At 43.9% G+C, this 17,994-nt stretch carries 16 protein-coding genes; 9 read left to right on the top strand and 7 right to left on the bottom strand.

The window, feature by feature from the left end:
- Positions 1-62: 62 nt before the first annotated feature.
- On the bottom strand, positions 63-362 hold the full coding sequence (locus tag SSIN_RS09800; RefSeq protein WP_037618536.1) for a YbaB/EbfC family nucleoid-associated protein: 300 nt from the start codon (positions 360-362) through the stop codon (positions 63-65).
- A gap of 34 nt (positions 363-396) precedes the next feature.
- Positions 397-2,682 carry a Xaa-Pro dipeptidyl-peptidase gene (locus tag SSIN_RS09795; protein ID WP_037618533.1) on the bottom strand — a complete coding sequence of 762 codons (2,286 nt, stop codon included), beginning with the start codon at positions 2,680-2,682 and terminating at the stop codon, positions 397-399.
- A gap of 103 nt (positions 2,683-2,785) precedes the next feature.
- Between SSIN_RS09795 and gla the strand changes: the two genes are divergently transcribed.
- The 7 genes from gla to fni all read left to right on the top strand — a co-directional run bounded on the left by gla (position 2,786) and on the right by fni (position 9,477).
- Positions 2,786-3,655: an aquaglyceroporin Gla gene (gla, locus tag SSIN_RS09790; protein ID WP_037618531.1), complete on the top strand. Its 870-nt coding sequence runs from the start codon at positions 2,786-2,788 to the stop codon at positions 3,653-3,655.
- A gap of 213 nt (positions 3,656-3,868) precedes the next feature.
- Positions 3,869-4,603 (top strand): CppA N-terminal domain-containing protein, encoded by a 735-nt coding sequence (locus tag SSIN_RS09785; protein ID WP_037618529.1) that lies wholly within the window; start codon positions 3,869-3,871, stop codon positions 4,601-4,603.
- Positions 4,600-5,535, top strand: a complete 936-nt coding sequence (locus SSIN_RS09780) for a serine hydrolase domain-containing protein (RefSeq protein WP_037618526.1) — start codon at positions 4,600-4,602, stop codon at positions 5,533-5,535. The genes SSIN_RS09785 and SSIN_RS09780 overlap by 4 nt, the downstream gene beginning before the upstream one ends.
- A gap of 122 nt (positions 5,536-5,657) precedes the next feature.
- Positions 5,658-6,536, top strand: a complete 879-nt coding sequence (gene mvk, locus SSIN_RS09775) for a mevalonate kinase (RefSeq protein WP_037618523.1) — start codon at positions 5,658-5,660, stop codon at positions 6,534-6,536.
- A complete protein-coding gene (gene mvaD, locus SSIN_RS09770) occupies positions 6,518-7,465 on the top strand; it encodes a diphosphomevalonate decarboxylase (RefSeq protein WP_037618521.1) in 948 nt (315 codons plus the stop codon). The genes mvk and mvaD overlap by 19 nt, the downstream gene beginning before the upstream one ends.
- The gene (locus SSIN_RS09765; protein ID WP_037618518.1) at positions 7,455-8,474 is read left to right on the top strand and encodes a phosphomevalonate kinase; all 1,020 of its coding nucleotides are present in this window, start codon (positions 7,455-7,457) and stop codon (positions 8,472-8,474) included. Before mvaD ends, SSIN_RS09765 begins: the two co-directional genes overlap by 11 nt.
- Positions 8,458-9,477, top strand: a complete 1,020-nt coding sequence (fni, locus tag SSIN_RS09760; protein ID WP_037618516.1) for a type 2 isopentenyl-diphosphate Delta-isomerase — start codon at positions 8,458-8,460, stop codon at positions 9,475-9,477. Before SSIN_RS09765 ends, fni begins: the two co-directional genes overlap by 17 nt.
- A gap of 57 nt (positions 9,478-9,534) precedes the next feature.
- On the opposite strand, the gene SSIN_RS09755 is transcribed toward fni, so the two are convergent.
- The 5 genes from SSIN_RS09755 to pflB all read right to left on the bottom strand — a co-directional run bounded on the left by SSIN_RS09755 (position 9,535) and on the right by pflB (position 15,947).
- A complete protein-coding gene (locus tag SSIN_RS09755) occupies positions 9,535-10,818 on the bottom strand; it encodes a hydroxymethylglutaryl-CoA reductase, degradative (RefSeq protein WP_037618514.1) in 1,284 nt (427 codons plus the stop codon).
- On the bottom strand, positions 10,815-11,993 hold the full coding sequence (locus tag SSIN_RS09750) for a hydroxymethylglutaryl-CoA synthase (RefSeq protein ID WP_037618512.1): 1,179 nt from the start codon (positions 11,991-11,993) through the stop codon (positions 10,815-10,817). The genes SSIN_RS09755 and SSIN_RS09750 overlap by 4 nt, the downstream gene beginning before the upstream one ends.
- Before the next feature lie 282 nt (positions 11,994-12,275).
- Positions 12,276-12,731 (bottom strand): threonine/serine exporter family protein, encoded by a 456-nt coding sequence (locus SSIN_RS09745; protein ID WP_037618510.1) that lies wholly within the window; start codon positions 12,729-12,731, stop codon positions 12,276-12,278.
- A 4-nt stretch (positions 12,732-12,735) separates the two neighbouring features.
- Positions 12,736-13,494, bottom strand: a complete 759-nt coding sequence (locus SSIN_RS09740; RefSeq protein ID WP_156956328.1) for a threonine/serine exporter family protein — start codon at positions 13,492-13,494, stop codon at positions 12,736-12,738.
- A gap of 137 nt (positions 13,495-13,631) precedes the next feature.
- Positions 13,632-15,947 (bottom strand): formate C-acetyltransferase, encoded by a 2,316-nt coding sequence (pflB, locus tag SSIN_RS09735; protein ID WP_037618507.1) that lies wholly within the window; start codon positions 15,945-15,947, stop codon positions 13,632-13,634.
- 227 nt (positions 15,948-16,174) lie between these two features.
- Between pflB and SSIN_RS09730 the strand changes: the two genes are divergently transcribed.
- Together SSIN_RS09730 and dinB are read left to right on the top strand one after the other, a co-directional pair.
- Complete coding sequence (locus tag SSIN_RS09730) at positions 16,175-16,834, top strand: hypothetical protein (protein WP_037618505.1); 660 nt, start codon at positions 16,175-16,177, stop codon at positions 16,832-16,834.
- Positions 16,835-16,852: 18 nt separating this feature from the next.
- The gene (gene dinB, locus SSIN_RS09725) at positions 16,853-17,917 is read left to right on the top strand and encodes a DNA polymerase IV (protein WP_037618503.1); all 1,065 of its coding nucleotides are present in this window, start codon (positions 16,853-16,855) and stop codon (positions 17,915-17,917) included.
- The last annotated feature ends 77 nt before the right edge of the window (positions 17,918-17,994 follow it).

The raw sequence follows: 17,994 nt of genomic DNA, 5'->3' as shown, positions 1-17,994 counted from the left end.
GCAGTGTAAAATTTCTGCCTAGAGTTTTCTTTATAGCTGGTGAATAAGTTTATTAGCCAAAGTTAGAATGGTAATTTTCCTGCAAATGCTCCCAATTTCTTTTTGGTTGCTTCATCAATCTGCTCAAGAGCGCTGTTGATGGCCTGAATGGTCATATCTGATAAAGTTTCCAAATCCTCTGGATCGACAACTGCTTCTTGAAATTCCAATTTTACAACTTTTTTATCGCCAGTTAAAGTCGCTGCAACTAAATCTTGGGCAGATTTGCCAGTAAATTCTGTCGCAGCCAGCTCTTCTTGGCCTTTTTCCATTTGCTTCTGAAGCTTTTGAGCTTGCTTCATCATGGATTGCATATTCATCATAATAGAAATTCTCCTCAGTATTTAAATTCAACTATTATTCTACCATATTTGGCAATTCTAAGCTAGACTTATCTAAATCAACGGTCAGCTGATAGTCGGTTTTATCGCGAACGGTATGCTCGAAGTCAGTGGTGTAGAGGACGAGGCGGAGCTGGTCGCCTTTTTTCATCTTGTAGATGGTTGGCTGTAGCTCGAAGGAACATTCCATCCATTGGTCAGGGATGATCTCTTCGACAGTCAGTAGGTTTGTCCGATTTTGCAGGTTGAGAAAGCCTTTGGTAATGACACGGTGAGGCGTTTCAGTATGGGGGAGTTCAACCAGATTGTCCAGCATATAGTAGCGGCCGTTGTCCATGACTCTAGGCTCAATCGGTGTGGGAATCGGAGTAAGGCGTTTAGCTGGTCCGAAGTCCAGTAATTGAGCAGAAATCAGTCCCTTATCGGTGCTGGATTTGAGGCGAAGATTGAGTTGGCTTGCTCCGTTGAGGAAGAGGTCCTTTTCCAAGGTCCAGTCTAGAGTAATCTGATTGACCTTGCTTTCAAAAAGCTCATTTTTAAAGGTTTGGTAGTTTTTAGCAAAACGATTATAGTCTTCTTCTGGATATTGGTTTTGAATCTCTTGAGAGCCTTTACCTAGGTGGAAATGAGAGTAGTTCTTTTGTCCACCGAAGTCCTCCAAGGTTAGCCAGTTTTGAGCTTGGCTATTGTCCTGCCAGATGACTGGTGGTAGTTCAAAGTCTGAAGCATGCCCAAGTAATTTTTTAGATAAAAGAGCATTCATGGCTTCGCGGAAGTCAATGGACTGCCAGTTATTCATGTAAACATGGGCACCGTTGTGGAAGAAGAGATGTTTTCTGATGTGAGATGGCAGAGCTCGGAACATATTATAGACATGGAGGGGCTTAACATTCCAGTCCTGAGAGCCGTGGGTGAAGACGACTTCGGCCTTGACTTTATCTGCATGGATCAGGTAGTTGCGGTCATGCCAAAATTGATTGTAATCTCCAGTTTGTCGGTCTAGGTCCTTGTGCTGTTGCTCTAGACTTTGCTGATAAGCGTCGTTGTGGCGTAGGTAGTCACCAGCCCTCAGGTTGCGGGAGTAGGTCAGTTCGGTCAGAGATTCAAAATCCTCTCCTGGGTAGCCACCGGGACTGGTGACTAGGCCGTTTTCGCGGTAGTAGTTGTACCAAGAAGAAATACCAGCTTCGGCAATGATGACCTCCAGTCCATCTACACCAGCTGTAGCCAATCCATTGGACATGGTGCCCAGATAGGAAATGCCGGTCGTTGCGACTTTGCCGTTGGACCAAGTGGCCTTGATTTCCCGCTGGCGCGTGTGGTCAGTAAAGGCTCGGCAGCGGCCATTAAGCCAATCAATAACATTCTTATAGGCCTCGATCTGCTGATAGTCGCCGCTGGTCATCAAACCTTCAGAGTCCTTGGTTCCCACTCCAGACACGTAGAGATTGGCAAAGCCGCGAGGCAGCAAGTAGTCATTGAGCGTGTAGGTGCCGATATGATCTAGTTTTTCCTCGGCTTCAGAGACTTCTTGGGCAGAATCCGGCGAATCCAGCTGGAGCAATTTGAGCTCAGGCTCTTGTACTGTGATTTGATGGGGCTCTTTTTTTGCTAAGTCTACATTCATATTGTGGAGAGCCTTGTCGCTGGCCGGGTCATTGGTCCCTTGATGATAAGGAGAAGCTGTCATGACAGCTGGGACTTGCCCTTGATAGCGGGGGCGGATAATGCTGACCTTGACCAAATCTGGCAGGCCGTCTCCATCGGTATCAACTCGGCTTTCTACATAGACCACCTCGCGGATGGCATCATGGCTGGTAAAAGTTGCCAGACTCTTGCCGTTGAAGTAGTGGTGGGTATTGTCCTCGGGGATCAAACCCTCGCTGACTAGCTTATCAACCAGCAGATTGCCGTTTTTGGTTCGAGTGTTGAGCAGCTGGTAGAGGTTTTCCAATAGATCGCCGTAAACGATAGGGAAGTTGCTTTCCGTCCGGAATTTCTCAAGATCGGTGAAATCCATAAAAGGCACAAGGTCTAGGAGTTGAAAGGCAGTCATGTAGAAGACCTCAGCCGTCAGTTCTTGATCAGACTGGAAGAAGCTCAGCAGGTCTGTTTCGCTATCTGCAGCCCAGGCTTGGAGCAGGTAATCGGTATTCTGATAGAGAAAGAAACAGCGACGCAGAAAATGTTCAAAATTTTTCTTATTCGGCTGTTGCGGATCAAAAGAAAAGCCCAGCTGGGACAACTCCTCTTTCATTTGCTCAGGCGCTGTCTTACTGTAACTATACTGATTAAAATGCATCATTTTTCCTCTTTTTCTTGTTTTTATTTAAAATGACCTTTACATTATCCATTATACTTGATAAAATATAGATTGTCTAAAAAATTTTTTAAGGAGAAATTAAATGGATTTCAATTGGGCTATTAAATATGCCACAGAATTTCTAGGAACAGCTATCCTCATCATTTTGGGGAATGGTGCTGTAGCCAATGTTGAATTAAAGGGCACCAAAGGTCATCAAAGTGGTTGGTTGGTCATCGCCGTTGGTTATGGTATGGGGGTTATGATTCCAGCTCTGATGTTTGGGAATGTCTCAGGTAACCACATCAATCCTGCTTTCACTTTAGGCCTTGCAATTAGCGGATACTTCCCATGGGGACAAGTGGCTCCATATATCGTTGCGCAAGTTTTGGGTGCGATCTTTGGACAGGCTTTGGTTGTGGCAACACATCATCCTTACTACTTAAAAACAGAAAAACCTAATAATATTTTAGGTACTTTCTCAACAATTTCAAGTCTGGATCACGGAACGCCTGAATCTCGTAAAGCAGCAACAATCAATGGGTTTGTCAATGAGTTTGTTGGTTCCTTTGTTCTTTTCTTCGCAGCAATGGGCTTGACAAAACACTACTTCGGAGCAGAAGCTCTTCAATACATGAAGCAATTAGCTGAACAAACAGGTCAAAAAGCTGATTTTTCTCAATTGGCTCTTAAAGCACAAATTGCGCCTCACACAGCAGCTGGTCTTTCTGTCGCTCACTTGGCGCTTGGCTTCCTAGTTATGGCATTGGTAACTTCACTTGGTGGTCCTACTGGCCCAGGTCTCAACCCTGCCCGTGACCTCGGACCACGTATCTTGCACGCTATTTTGCCAAAATCAGTCCTTGGTGAACACAAGGGTGATTCAAAATGGTGGTATGCTTGGGTACCCGTTGCAGCTCCGATTCTTGCAGGGATTGCAGCAGTTGCTCTGTTTAAAGCTATTTATGGATAATAAACATTCAAAGGCTGAGAGAAATCTCGGTCTTTTTTATTTGGCAGCTGTCCACTTATTAATCGTCTGAAGGGTCGGAGAATACTGGACTGTTTTCGTCTCGTTCAGTTTTTTAATATGGTCAGATAAAATGTTTAAAAAATTGTTGATTTGCGCATAATTTCTTGTAAAAAAAATCAAAATCTATTACAATAAAATGGTTTGGAGGAAGTTATGAGTACAAATCATATTACAAGGATTATTCCGGTAATAAAAGTAAATAATCGCAATCTTAATCAAGATTTTTATGTAAAAACTCTAGGGATGAAATCCTTGTTGGAAGAAGCTGCTCTGTTATCTTTGGGAGATCAGACTAAAACAGAAAAATTGATTTTAGAAGAATCTCCAAGCATGCGCTCGCGTCGTGTAAAAGGGCCTAAAAAATTATCAAGGCTCATAATTAAAGTGCAAGAGCCTAAAGAAATAGAGGCTCTATTAGCTCAAAAACCGGAATGTCTCAAACTTTACCGAGGCAAAGTCGGTTACGCTTTTGAAGCTTTGTCTCCAGAAGGCGATCGGATTTTGCTACATGCTGAGACAGAGGTTTCTTCTCTTAAAGAAGTGGCAGAGGTGCCATTATTTAAAAAGCAGGAGGATTTTATTGGGCTCAGCCAGTTTGATGTTGAGGTACTGGAACTTCATGTTTCTGATGTTGAAAAAGCGGAAGCCTTTTATCAAAAGATTGAGAATGCTTGTGATTTTCTGGTTTTTAAGGAGGCATTTGGGCCAGACTTGTCAGTGAGTAATGAAAAAACTTGGGATTTGGCTATGCTGAAATGTAAACTAGTCACCTTGGATACCAATCTTTTGAAAGAAGTTTTTCAAAATCAGGAAATCTTCATACCTAAGTCTGATAAATTTTTACTCAGTCAAGACCCGAATAAGATTGAACTGTGGTTTGAAGCATGAGTATCGAAATGATTCTTGGAAAAATTGATGAACAGCTGAGGGCGGGAATTTATCCTGGCGCCAGTTTGGCTTTGTATCAGGATGGACAATGGCTGGACTTTTACTTTGGACTGGCGGATCCCAGTCGCAAGGAGGGAACACGGCCAGGGCTGGTTTATGATTTGGCCAGCGTCAGCAAGGTGGTTGGCGTTGGGACTGTAGCTGCTTTTTTGTTTCATAGCAGTTCTCTAGAGCTGGATCGGCCTTTGAGGCATTATTATCCTGCTTTTCATGATAATCAGGTCACGGTGCGGCAGCTGTTGACCCATACCTCTGGGCTGGATCCTTATATTCCCCATCGTAATGAGTTGAATGCTCAAGAGCTGAAGGCAGCACTTAACCGCCTAACTGTCCTTGAAGATAGGTCATTTCGCTATACAGATGTCAATTTTCTGCTATTAGGTTTTATGTTGGAAGAGATGTTTGACAAGTCTTTAGATGTTCTCTTTCAGCAGGAAATTTTTGATCCTTGGCAGCTTTCAGAAACTGGTTTTGGTCCTGTAAAAGAAGCAGTACCGACGGTGCGAGGTGTAGAGGGGGGCTTGGTGCACGATCCTAAGGCGCGTGTGCTGGGAATTCATGCTGGCAGTGCAGGACTGTTTTCTACTGTAAAGGATTTGAAACGTTTCTTGGAGCATTATCTACAGGATGAGTTCGCTTCTGAATTAACCCAGAATTTTTCCAGAGAAGCAGGGAAGGCTCGCAGTTTGGGATGGAATATAGATGGAAATTGGTTGGATCATACGGGCTATACGGGTACTTTTATTATGTATAACCGAATTGAGCAAAAGGCTGTTATTTTTCTATCTAACAGAACTTATGAAAAAGATGAGCGAGCTCAGTGGATTTTGGATCGCAACCAGCTAATGGACCTGATCAAAAAAGAATTATAAAATAGGAACTCCAGACTGGAAATGCTGGAGTTTTTTTGTCGTGGAAAAACAAAGATAACAATCGCTTTTTTTGTAAAAGTATATTAAAATAAAAAGGAGAGAAAGATTTATCGAGAAGAAAAATGACAAAAGAAATAGGTGTCGGGACGGCACATAGTAAGATAATTTTAATGGGGGAACACTCGGTCGTGTATGGCTATCCAGCTATCTCCCTGCCACTGAATAATATTGAGGTCACTTGCCGAGTATTTTCATCTGAATCCACCTGGACTCTCTACAAGGACGATACCCTGTCCATGGCTGTTTTTGCGAGTCTGGAACATTTGGGGAAACAGGAAGCTAGAATTCGCTGTCAGGTGGAATCCATGGTTCCTGAGAAAAGAGGGATGGGCTCGTCTGCGGCGGTCAGTATTGCGGCTATTCGAGCTGTCTTTGATTATTTTGAAGAGGAGTTGGATGATCAGACTCTAGAAATCTTAGTCAATCGGGCAGAGATGATTGCTCATATGAATCCTAGTGGTCTAGATGCTAAAACTTGTCTTAGCGATGTAGCCATCAAATTCATCCGCAATCTGGGCTTCAGCGAGATTGAACTGAATCTGAATGCTTATCTACTGATTGCTGATACCGGTATTTACGGGCATACCCGCGAGGCTATCAAAGTTGTGGAGAATCAAGGACAAAAAGCCTTGCCTCTACTACAGGAGCTGGGTAATTTGACTAAAATTGTAGAAAAGGCCATCGCTGCAAAAGATCTGCTAACCATGGGACTAACTATGACCAAAGCGCACGAGAAATTGACTCAGCTGGGTGTTTCCTGTCCCAAAGCAGATGCTCTGGTTAGCCTGGCTGTCGAAAATGGTGCCTTAGGCGCCAAAATGAGTGGGGGCGGTTTAGGTGGCTGTATCATTGCCCTTGTAAAAGAAAAAGGTGAGGCGGAAAAATTAGCCGTCCTACTGAGAGAGAAAGGTGCGGTAAACACATGGATAGAAAGCCTGTAAGCGTCAAATCCTATGCCAATATTGCCATTATTAAGTATTGGGGAAAAGAAAATGCTAAAGAGATGATTCCATCAACCAGCAGTATCTCCCTAACCTTAGAAAACATGTATACCGAGACTAGATTGAGTCCCCTGCCAGCTGGCGCGACGAGAGATGAATTTTATATTAATGAACAGCTGCAGAATGAAGCCGAGCATGAGAAGATGTCGCGCATTATTGATCGCTTCAGACAGGATTCAGCTGATTTTGTCCGTATTGACACCCGCAACAATATGCCAACAGCAGCAGGGCTTTCTTCTAGTTCCAGTGGCTTGTCTGCTCTAGTTAAAGCCTGTAATGCTTATTTTGAAACGGGCCATGAAACAGAAGAGCTGGCTCAACTGGCTAAATTTGCTTCCGGCTCCTCAGCTCGCTCCTTTTTTGGCCCTTTATCAGCCTGGGATAAGGATAGTGGTGCTATTTACCCCGTCCAAACGGATCTAAAACTGGCTATGATTATGCTGGTCCTTTATGATGAAAGGAAACCCATCTCCAGTCGGGAAGGCATGAGGATCTGCCAAGCAACGTCCAGCAATTTTAAGGAATGGGTTGAGCAGTCTGCGCAGGATTATAGGCATATGCTGACCTACCTCAAGGACAACGATTTTGATAGGGTCGGTCAGCTGGCAGAAAGCAATGCCCTGCTCATGCACTCGACTACCCAGACAGCACAGCCGCCCTTTAGCTATTTAACTGACCAATCCTATGCTGCAATGGACTTTATCAAGGAGTTGCGTCAAAAAGGAGAGCGCTGTTATTTCACCATGGATGCTGGGCCGAATGTCAAGGTTCTTTGTTTAGAAGAAGATCTGGATCACCTGGTTCCGATATTTGAAGAAAGATACCGACTGATTGTTTCTAAAACAAAGGATTTACCCGATGAAGTCTGAACGAATTGTAAAAACCTGTGGAAAACTTTATCTGGCGGGTGAGTATGCTGTGCTTAGCCCCGGTCAAGCAGCCCTGATTAAAAATATTCCTATTTTTATGACGGGGAGAATTCAGCCCGCCGTTACCTATCGTTTGGCTTCGGATATGTTTAATCATCAGGCTTCTTTGGAGCCTGATGCGGACTATTCCCTGATTCAGGAGACAATTGCGGTCATGAACGATTGGCTCTTAGCACAGAGGATCACTTCCCAGCCCTTTTCTCTGACTATCAGTGGAAAAATGGAAAGGGAAGGGAGAAAGTTTGGGATTGGCTCCAGTGGTAGTGTTGTGATTTTGACACTGAAAGCAATGGCTGCATTTTATCAGTTGAATGTAGATGCGGAGCTGCTTTTTAAGCTGGCCGCTTTTGTCCTGCTGCGACGGGGAGACAACGGCTCTATGGGTGATTTGGCTTGCATTGTCTATGAAGACTTGGTCTATTATCGCTCTTTTGACCGAGCGCACATTCGAAAACAGCTGGCAGCAACCGATATGATGACCATTTTTGCCCAAGATTGGGGCTACCAGATTCGTCGTATTCAGCCTGCTTTAGCCTGTGATTTTTTAGTTGGTTGGACTAAGGAGCCAGCTATTTCCAAAGACTTGGTTGAGCAGGTTAAGTCAGCTATTGACGATCACTTTTTATCACAGACTCAGCGACAGGTGAATCTTCTGGCTGCGGCTCTGACAGGTGGGGATAAGACGGCTGTAAAGGCCAGTCTCGAAGAAGTCAGCAGTCTTTTAGCAGGACTCAGTCCAGCTATTTATACAGCGAAATTAAGCCAATTGAAAGCGGCAGCCGAGGGGCTAGACTGTGTAGCAAAAAGCAGCGGTGCCGGGGGTGGAGATTGTGGAATTGCGCTGGTTTTTAATGTCGAAGATAAGCAGATCCTGCTGCAGCGCTGGCAGTTAGCAGGGATTGAATTATTACACCAAGAAAGGATGGGCGAGTATGAGTCAGAGTCGTAAAGATGACCATATAAAATACGCTTTGGAGCAGACTCCGGGCTACAATAGCTTTGATGAGATGGAGTTGATTCATCGCTCGCTCCCAGAATATGATTTAGACGAAATTGATTTGTCAACTCATTTTGCTGGTCGCGACTGGGAGTTCCCTTTTTATATTAATGCAATGACCGGTGGCAGTCCAAAAGGCAAAGTAATCAATGAGAAATTGGCTCAGATAGCAGAGACCTGTGGCATTCTTTTCGTGACGGGCTCCTACAGTGCTGCTCTTAAAAATCCAGCGGATGATTCTTATAGAGTAGCTAAGGAGCGGCCTGCTCTATTACTAGCTACTAATATTGGATTGGACAAGCCCTATGAAGCTGGCCAGCAGGCAGTGTCCGACTTACAGCCTATCTTCCTGCAGCTTCATGTCAACCTTATGCAAGAACTTCTGATGCCAGAAGGTGAGCGGGAGTTCCGAGCTTGGAAACACCATCTCAAAGATTATGCGGACAGGCTATCTCTGCCAATTGTTGTAAAAGAGGTTGGTTTTGGCTTGGATCGTAGGAGTCTAGAGGCGGCTCGGGCTATGGGAGTCAAGACCTTTGATATTTCTGGTCGCGGAGGAACTAGCTTTGCCTACATCGAAAATCGCAGAAGCGGGCAGCGAGATTATCTCAATGACTGGGGTCAGACCACCCTGCAGGCTCTGCTCAATCTACAGGATTTGCGGGAAGAGACCGAACTTTTAGTCAGTGGAGGAGTCCGCCACCCATTAGATATTATCAAGGCCTTGGTTCTAGGCGCCAAAGCAGTCGGTCTATCTCGGACAATGCTGGAATTGGTCGAACATCATTCAGTAGATGAAGTTGTTGCCATCCTTAACGGTTGGAAGACTGATCTGCGTCTGCTCATGTGCGCCCTTTCCTGTCGAAATCTAGAAGAACTAAAACAAGTCCCTTACTTGCTTTACGGTCGTCTGAAAGAAGGCCGAGATCAACTCAGTCAGATAAGGGACAACTAAGCAAAAAATCACATGCAGAAAGTCTGTTAAAAAACAGACCGCATGTGATTTTTATGTTTATTGATTCTTTTTTCGTAGATCTTTCAAAATCTCTTGGGCAAGAGATAAGTTAAAGCTCTTTTCAGCTGTTAGTCGGTTAACTAAGAGTGGAACTTCCTGTTCTTGCGCACCTGCCAGAAGAGCCAAGGATTTGGCTTGCAGTTTCATATGCCCAGCCTGAATGCCTGTGCTGACGAGGGCTTTGAGGGCCGCAAAATTTTGCGCCAGGCCGACAGAAACGATTAGGCTAGCCAACTCTTTGGCTGTAGGCTGATTTAGAAGGTCAAAACTGGCTGCAACCGTCGGATTGAGACCAATAGAGCCCCCCTTGGTTGCGATAGGCATAGGCAGGGTTAGTTGACCTTGCAGTTTGCGATTTGTCCAGTTAGCTATCCAGCTGGTCAGGCCTTGGTAAGAGCCTGAACGAGCAGCGTAGGCATGAGCCCCAGCTTCAATGGCGCGCCAATCATTGCCGCTTGCCAAAACAACGGCGTCAATGCCGTTAAAAATCCCCTTATTATGGGTGCTGGCGCGATAAGGATCAGCCTTAGCAAATTGGCTGGCTAGAACCATTTTTCGAGCAATCTTTTCCGCTTCGGTCTTGTCACGGCTGAGGAGACGGAAATCAATCTCACAGCTAGCTGTCACCAGAGCTTCTGTAGCATAATTGGATAGGATGGCCATCAGACTCTCCCCGCCAGTCCATAACTCGAGTTGCTCCTTGAGAGCTTCCAGCATAGTGTTAAGGATATTGGCTCCCATGGCTTCCTGAGTATCGACAAGAAGATAAACGACCAGAAAATCGGTCTCTCCTTTCAGAAGTTCTGTCCGCAGGTCACAAGCACCGCCGCCCCGTTTGACAATGGAAGGGTAGGCTTGGTTGGCCAGTTCCAGCAAATTAGCTTTCTTTTCTTGGATTTGATGAAGAGCTGAGCTGACATCTGGTACATCGTAGAGGGCAATTTGACCGATCATCTGACGGTTGTGGACAGTGGTTGTAAAGCCCCCGCTACGTTTGATAATCTTGGCCGCAAAGCTGGCAGCGGCAACAACAGAAGGTTCTTCTGTTACAAAAGGAACCTGATAAAGTTTACCATCTACCAGAAAATCAGGTGCGATGGAATAAGGGAGAGCCAGAGTGCCTAAGACATTTTCGCTCATCTGATCTGCTGTTTCCAGAGAGAGGGTCTGCTGCTCTGCCAGTTGCTGCCAATGCTCGTAATCAATCAGCTCCTTCTCTTTTAGGAACTCTAGCCGTTCAGCGGGTGTTTTTTTTGAAAATCCAGTCCAATTTAGCTTCATAGCGGTTTCTCAACTTTAATATATTTTCGCTGATGCTCAGCAATTTCAGTCAGAGCATAGACCTGATTTTCATAACCGCTGAAGTAAGCATTCCCGTTTTCATCTAGCTGGGCTTCTTCAAAAAACATTTGCTCATAGTCAGGGATGGATACAGGCAGGCGTTGATCTAATTCTTGGAGGCGTGTTGTTGAAAGTTGCTGTTCATAGCCGTCCACCACATTGGCGCTGAAAATTTCAGCCACTGCTCCGCTGCCATAACTAAAGAGAACAATCTTATCACCAGCCTTTAGATTGTCAGAGTTTTCTAAAAGGGACAGCAGGCCCAGAAAGAGCGAGCCAGTATAGATGTTTCCTACTTTTTGGCTGTAAAGAATAGATTTATCGAAATTATCCTTTAGAATTTGCTGCTGGTCTTCTGGCAGGGTTTTATCCATGATTTTTTTCATGCCCTTAAGGGCCAGTTTTGGATAAGGCAAGTGGAAACAGTAGGCCGCAAAATCTTTGAGTGAGACTTTATGGCGCTGCTGATATTCAGCCCAAGTTGACTTTAAGCTGTCCAAATACTGCTGAGTAGAATAGATTCCGTTAACAAATGGCGTAGTCGAGTAATTTGGACGCCAAAAATCCATAACATCACGTGTTTGTGCTACATTATCTTCGTTGAAAGATAAAATCCGTGGATTTTGACTAATGAGCATTGCAATAGAACCAGCTCCTTGAGTCGGTTCTCCCGGAGTATGGGCACCGTATTTAGCAATATCGCTAGCAATCACTAAGACCTTGCTTTGAGGATACTGTTTAACATGCAGCTTGGCATAGTCAAGTGCTGCCGTGGCTCCATAGCAAGCCTCTTTGATTTCAAAACTGCGGGCAAAGGGCTGGATGCCGAGCAAGCCATGAATAAAAACTGCCGCAGCTTTACTTTGGTCAGTCCCAGATTCAGTTGCGACAATGACCATGTCGATTTCTTGCTTGTCCTTCTCTGATAAAATAGATTCGGCAGCAGAAGCCCCCAAAGTAATAATATCCTCTGTAATGGGTGCAATACTCAATTCTTTGAGTAGGAGGCCCTTACTTAATTTTTCAGGGTCGATGCCACGTTTTTCAGCCAAATCATCTAATTTTAAAACATAATTGCTTGTTGCAAAACCGATTTTATCGATTCCGATTGTCATAGTAAGACCTCTTTAAATCCTTTGATATCTAATATTATCTGAACACTATTTTACCATACTTAGAGGTAAAACTCTTATAAAAAACGCTTAATCTGTCCAAATCAGACTTAAGACGGATTTTGTACAAAAATGCGGAAAATTGGAGGAAGCTCGATTTCTATCCAGTCTGATGAGCTGCTGTAGAAAAGCCATCTTTGCCTGTTTCAGCAAAGATGACTGCATACATTTTACAAGGATGGGCAGATCGCCTTATGTTTGGTGGACTTTCTTAGAACTAGTAATCTAAGTAGTCTTTTTTTGACGTTTCTTCAAATAGTTGTAAATCTTCAGTACTACAGTCCCGCTGGCCATCCCGATGGAGATAACTAAAGCTAGAATTACAACTAAGGTGGCATTGACCATAGCCTGACTGTAATCACCTGTCACAAAAAAGGCGGTTGTCCGATAGGAAATGTAGCCGGGAACCAGGGGAGCCAGAATGGCTAAAATGAAAACAACAGCCGGCGTTTTGAGGACGATACTGAGAATCTGACTGCAACAGGAGCCGATGATCGCGGCGATAAAAGTTGCCACAATAACATTGGTCGGTCCCTTGAGCAGGAGGTAAAGGAGCCAAGTACTCATTCCCAAAATGCCCCCAGGGATGAGCATGCTGCGTTGGACATTTAGAACGATTAAAAAAAGGATGATGGCAAGCAGACTAGCGATTGCTTGCAGAATAAATGTGAGTAGTGTCATAATTTTATTTCATTAAAACAAGGGCAACAGAAGTGCCCGCACCAAGGGCAAGAGTAATGAGAAGCGATTCAAAGAGCTTGCTCATTCCGGAGTTGATGTGGTTGGTCATAATGTCTCGTACCGAGTTGGTCAGAGCAATTCCTGGGACGAAGGGCATGACGGCACCTGCGATAATCAAATCTGCTGTTGAGTCGAAACCTGAATAACGGGCCCAGACCTGGGCCAATAATCCGAAGACGAAGGCTCCAGCAAAGGCCGAGACAAAAGGAATCCGAATGTATTTGTCGACATAAAGGGAGAAGGAAAAACCAAATAATGTTGCCACTCCAGCCCCAATAGCATCGTAGAAATTCCCGCCGAACATGATGGAGAAGAAGGGAGCACTAAGCGTTGCAGCCGTAATTAGCTCTTTTTTATTATAAGGAACTTTCTTTGATTTGAGTGTCCTCAGCTGCTCAAAAGCCTCTTCTAGACTGATTGCACCACTGACCAGTTGCCGAGAAACCTGATTGACATCACAGACCTTCTCGATATTGTAGTTCATATGGATATTCCGCTTCATTCTCGAAATATTGGTGTTTTCAATTGAAAAGAAAATAGCGACAGGCATGGCTAAGGCATTGCAGTCCATGATTCCCTGCGAATGGGCGATGCGGATCATCGTGTCCTCAACTCGGTAAATCTCAGAGCCACTTTGCAAGAGAAGTGTACCTGCTAACATGATGACATCCACGGCCAGATTAAGATCTTTTTCTTCTTTCATAGAAATGTTCTCAGCCATTTCATCCCCTTTTCCTCATTTCACAATAACTCTATTATAACACAAATGACCAAAGCTATCGCAATAAATCAAAATAAAACCAGCTGATTTTTAGCTGGTTTTAAGATTAGGAAAGAGGCTTAGCTAAGTGCATCATCCATTGAAAGAACTTCGTGGAAGACACGTTGTGTCAATTCAGTTTTTTGTTCTGGAGTGAGGTACTTAGTATTTACACAGTAACCTGAGATACGAACAATAACGTCTTCACCACTCATGATCTTTTCGTAAACGTCGTTCAAGTCCATAACGTTCAAGTTAACGTGTTGTCCACCGTTTTCGAAGTAACCATCAAGGATTGTTACCAAGTTATCAACTTGTTCGTCACGAGTCTTACCAAGAGCGCGTGGTGATACTTGAGTTGTCAATGAGATACCGTCAGCTGCGTAACTGAAGTCCAAGCTAGCAAGTGAGTTCAAGTTTTGCAACCATCCACCTTTTGCCTTGTTAGATGGGTTAGCACCTGGTGAGAAGAATTCCAATTTAGACAAGTTCACGCTACCGTCTTCGTTGAGGTACACTCCTTTATGGACTGGTGAGTTACCAGTTTGTTTAGAGTAAGCAACGTTAGATGTGATAGTCAGAAGTGATACTGTCGCTTCAGCGTCTTTGTAAAGTTTGTGGCTACGTAGACGAGTGGTGTAAGCTTCAACCAACCATTCAGCCAGTTCGTTTGAGCGAGGATCATCTTCACCCCAACGTGGGTATTCACCGATTGTTTCGTAATCGTAGATGTAGCCATTTTCGTCACGGATTGGCTTAACTGTAGCGTACTTGATAGCTGACAATGTATCAACAGTGTTGGCAAAACCACAGATACCGAATCCCATGTTAGCACGTTGTTTAGTTGGCAAGAAGGCCATTTGAACAGCTTCGTAGTTGTACTTGTCAGTCATGTAGTGGATGATGTTCAAAGCATCTACGTAAGTGTCAGTCAACCAGTCAAGAGATTTTTCAAAGTTTGCTTTAACTGATTCAAATTCAAGAACTTCGTCACGGATTGGGTCGATATCAAATACCTTGTAGTCTTTATGAACATCATCGTAACCACCGTTCAAACCAGTAAGAAGGGCTTTCAATACGTTTACACGAGCACCGAAGTACTGGATGTTGTGGCGTTGATCTTCGTTTTCTGGGTCGAGTGGTGACACACAGCATGAGATACAGCTCATTTCACCGTATCCGTCTTTTGCCATAGTTGTTACACCTTCATATTGGATAGAAGAGTGTTTGTGGCTCATGTGCATACAGTAGCGACGGAATGAGTATGGCAATTTGTCGGTCCAAAGAACTGTCAAGTTTGGTTCTGGTGAGTTACCGATGTTGTCAAGTGTGTTCAAGAAACGGTAGTCCATCTTAGTAACACGGTGACGACCGTCGTTACCCATACCTGCCATAGAAGTTGTGATGAAGGTTGGGTCACCAGAGTACAATTGGTCATAAGCTTTTGTACGAGCGAATTTCACTGTACGAAGTTTCATAACGAAATCGTCAACGAATTCTTGGATTTCTGACTCAGTAAATGTACCGCGAGCAAGGTCACGTTCTGCAAAGATATCCAATACGATTGGAACACGTCCAAGCGATGTAGCAGCGCCGTTGATAACACGGCAGACTGACATGAAGGCGATGTTCACCCATTGAATCGCTTCTTTCACGTTCATAGCTGGTTTACGAACGTCAACTCCGTAAAGGTCACCCAAGCGAACAACTTGTTGCAAAGCTTGGTATTGAAGGTTTACTTCTTCACGGAGACGGATGGTTTCTTCGTCGATTTCTTTGATTGCATTCCAGTCGTTTACTTTTTCTTGCATCAAGTAGTCTGCACCATAAAGAGCAAGACGAGCATAAACACCGATGATACGTCCACGTGAGTAAGCATCTGGCAGACCAGTTACAGTGTGGGCGTGACGAGCGCGACGGATGTTTGAAGTGTAAGCGCGGAAGATACCATCGTTAACAGTTGTCACGTATTTTGTGAAGATTTCGTGAACAGCTGGATCAGGTTCATAGCCATTTTCCTTCAAAGTTGTTTCAGCCATACGGATACCACCTTTTGGCATGAAGTTCAACTTGAAGAGTTCGTCGTTTTGGATACCGTAGATCAGCTCGTTGTCTTTGTCGATGAAACCAGCAGGGATATCAGCGATTGATGTTGGACGAGTGTCCATAGGGAAACGAGTTTCTTCGTAATGAGCCTTAGTTTCTTCAACAATTTTCTTGATATGAAGAGAACGCTCAGTAGGTCCTGCTAGGAAGCTTTCGTCACCATCATAAGGCGTATAGTTAGCTTGAACGAAGCGAGAAATACTTGCTTTTTCTTTCCAGTCTACACCCTTGAAGCCTTCCCAAGCTTTGTCGAAAATATCTTGAGCTTCAACAACTGTTTTAACAACCATTTGATTTTCCTCTTAATTCTAGTAACAAGCATCTGTTACATTTATATTTAAAGTATATCACAAGGTAATCGGTTTCACAAACGATTTTCATAGAGAAATCGGACATTCTTTTATAATACAGTTTGACAAACAGAGGGAAACTGTGTTATAATTTTGAAAAATTAAATGAAAACAGAAAAAGAGTCTAATAAACTTAGATAGTTTACAAAGTTAAGGGAGGGCTTATCATGGAAAAAAGTAAAAATATTATGGGTTTTGATTTTCTGTGGTTAGCCTTGTATACTATTGCTGCCTTTTTATTTGAATTATTACTGGTGACAGTGGAAGGATTTTTGGGGATTTCAATTTATCACGCTACAAAGTTTCAGATGATTGCTCACTGGATAGTAACTAGTCTGGGCTGGTTAGGTTTAGGATTCGCTATTATTGCTCTAGCTAAAAAACAAACTGGCTTTGACCTTTTGAAAACGGAGAAAAAAACTGTATCTGTTTGGCAATGGTTGGCGGTTGTCTTGAGTTTTATCCTTATTACACTTGTCCAATACTGGGATTGGAAGGGCTTCAAAATTTTGCTTGAATTTCAGCATTTGGGTTGGTTGAAATTTCTATTTCAATATATCTACTATGCTGCTGAAAGTTTCTTGATTTCTCTGGTATTGGTTTTCGGACAAAAAGCTTTTGAGACTTGGTTTAAAAATGATAAAATTCCCTATGGCGGTATTCTCTTAGGTTTGACATGGGGCTTGATGCATATCTTGTCAAAGGGAAGTGTCTTAACAGGAGTATTAACTTGTTTGGCTGGTTTTCTATTCGGCAGTGTTTATCTCCTAGTGAATAAAGATTACAAGAAGACTCTCGTCATTGTGACTTGCTTATTTATGCTTTAAAAGATTCTAGGAGACGGTATGTTAATTTTTCCGCTTATCAATGACACATCGAGAAAGATCATCCATATTGATATGGATGCTTTTTTTGCTTCGGTGGAAGAGCGGGATAATCCCAAGCTTAAGGGTAAGCCAGTGATTATAGGTAGCGATCCTCGTCAGACAGGTGGGCGTGGCGTAGTTTCGACCTGTAATTATGAAGCCAGAAAGTTTGGGGTTCATTCGGCTATGAGCTCCAAGGAAGCTTATGAGCGGTGTCCGCAGGGGATTTTCATCTCGGGGAATTATGAAAAATACCAGGCTGTTGGTTTACAGATTCGCGAAATTTTTAAGCGCTATACTGACCTAGTCGAACCGATGTCCATTGATGAGGCTTATCTAGATGTGACGGAAAATAAGCTGGGTATCAAATCTGCGGTCAAGATTGCTAGGCTGATCCAGCATGATATCTGGAATGAACTGCAGCTAACCGCTTCAGCAGGCGTTTCTTACAATAAATTTCTGGCCAAAATTGCCAGTGATTACCAAAAACCGCATGGTCTGACCGTCATCCTGCCCGAGGAGGCAGAGGCGTTTTTAGCCCCCATGGACATTGCCAAGTTTCACGGAGTTGGCAAGAAGAGTGTCGAGAAACTGCATGAGATGGGCGTCTATACTGGAGCGGATCTACTCAAGATACCGGAAATGACCTTGATTGATAAATTCGGGCGTTTTGGCTTTGACCTTTATCGAAAGGCACGGGGGATTAGCAATTCTCCTGTCAAAACCAATCGTATTCGCAAGTCCATTGGCAAGGAACGAACCTATGCCAAGCTGCTCTATAGCGAAGAGGATATTAAAAAAGAGCTGACTCGCCTGGCGGCTAAGGTAGCTCTCAGCTTAGATAAGCACCAGAAAGCCGGTAAGACGGTTGTCCTCAAAATCCGCTACGCTGATTTTTCAACTCTAACCAAAAGGCGGACCTTGGATCAACAGACTAGAGAAGCGGAATTGATTGAGCGGGTCGCCCATGAAATTTATGATAGTTTGGAGGAACAACCACGAGGGGTCCGTCTGCTAGGGCTGACAGTGATAGGCTTTGGATAAAAATGTAAAAGAGTCTGGGACAAAAGTCCTAGCCTCTCAATTGTCTTTGGATTGACGAGCAAGACGCAGTGGTTGAG

This window comes from Streptococcus sinensis (assembly GCF_000767835.1).
GTDB lineage: Bacteria > Bacillota > Bacilli > Lactobacillales > Streptococcaceae > Streptococcus > Streptococcus sinensis.
Note: the sequence above shows the minus strand (reverse complement) of the source record. Positions and strands in the feature narration are given on the sequence as shown.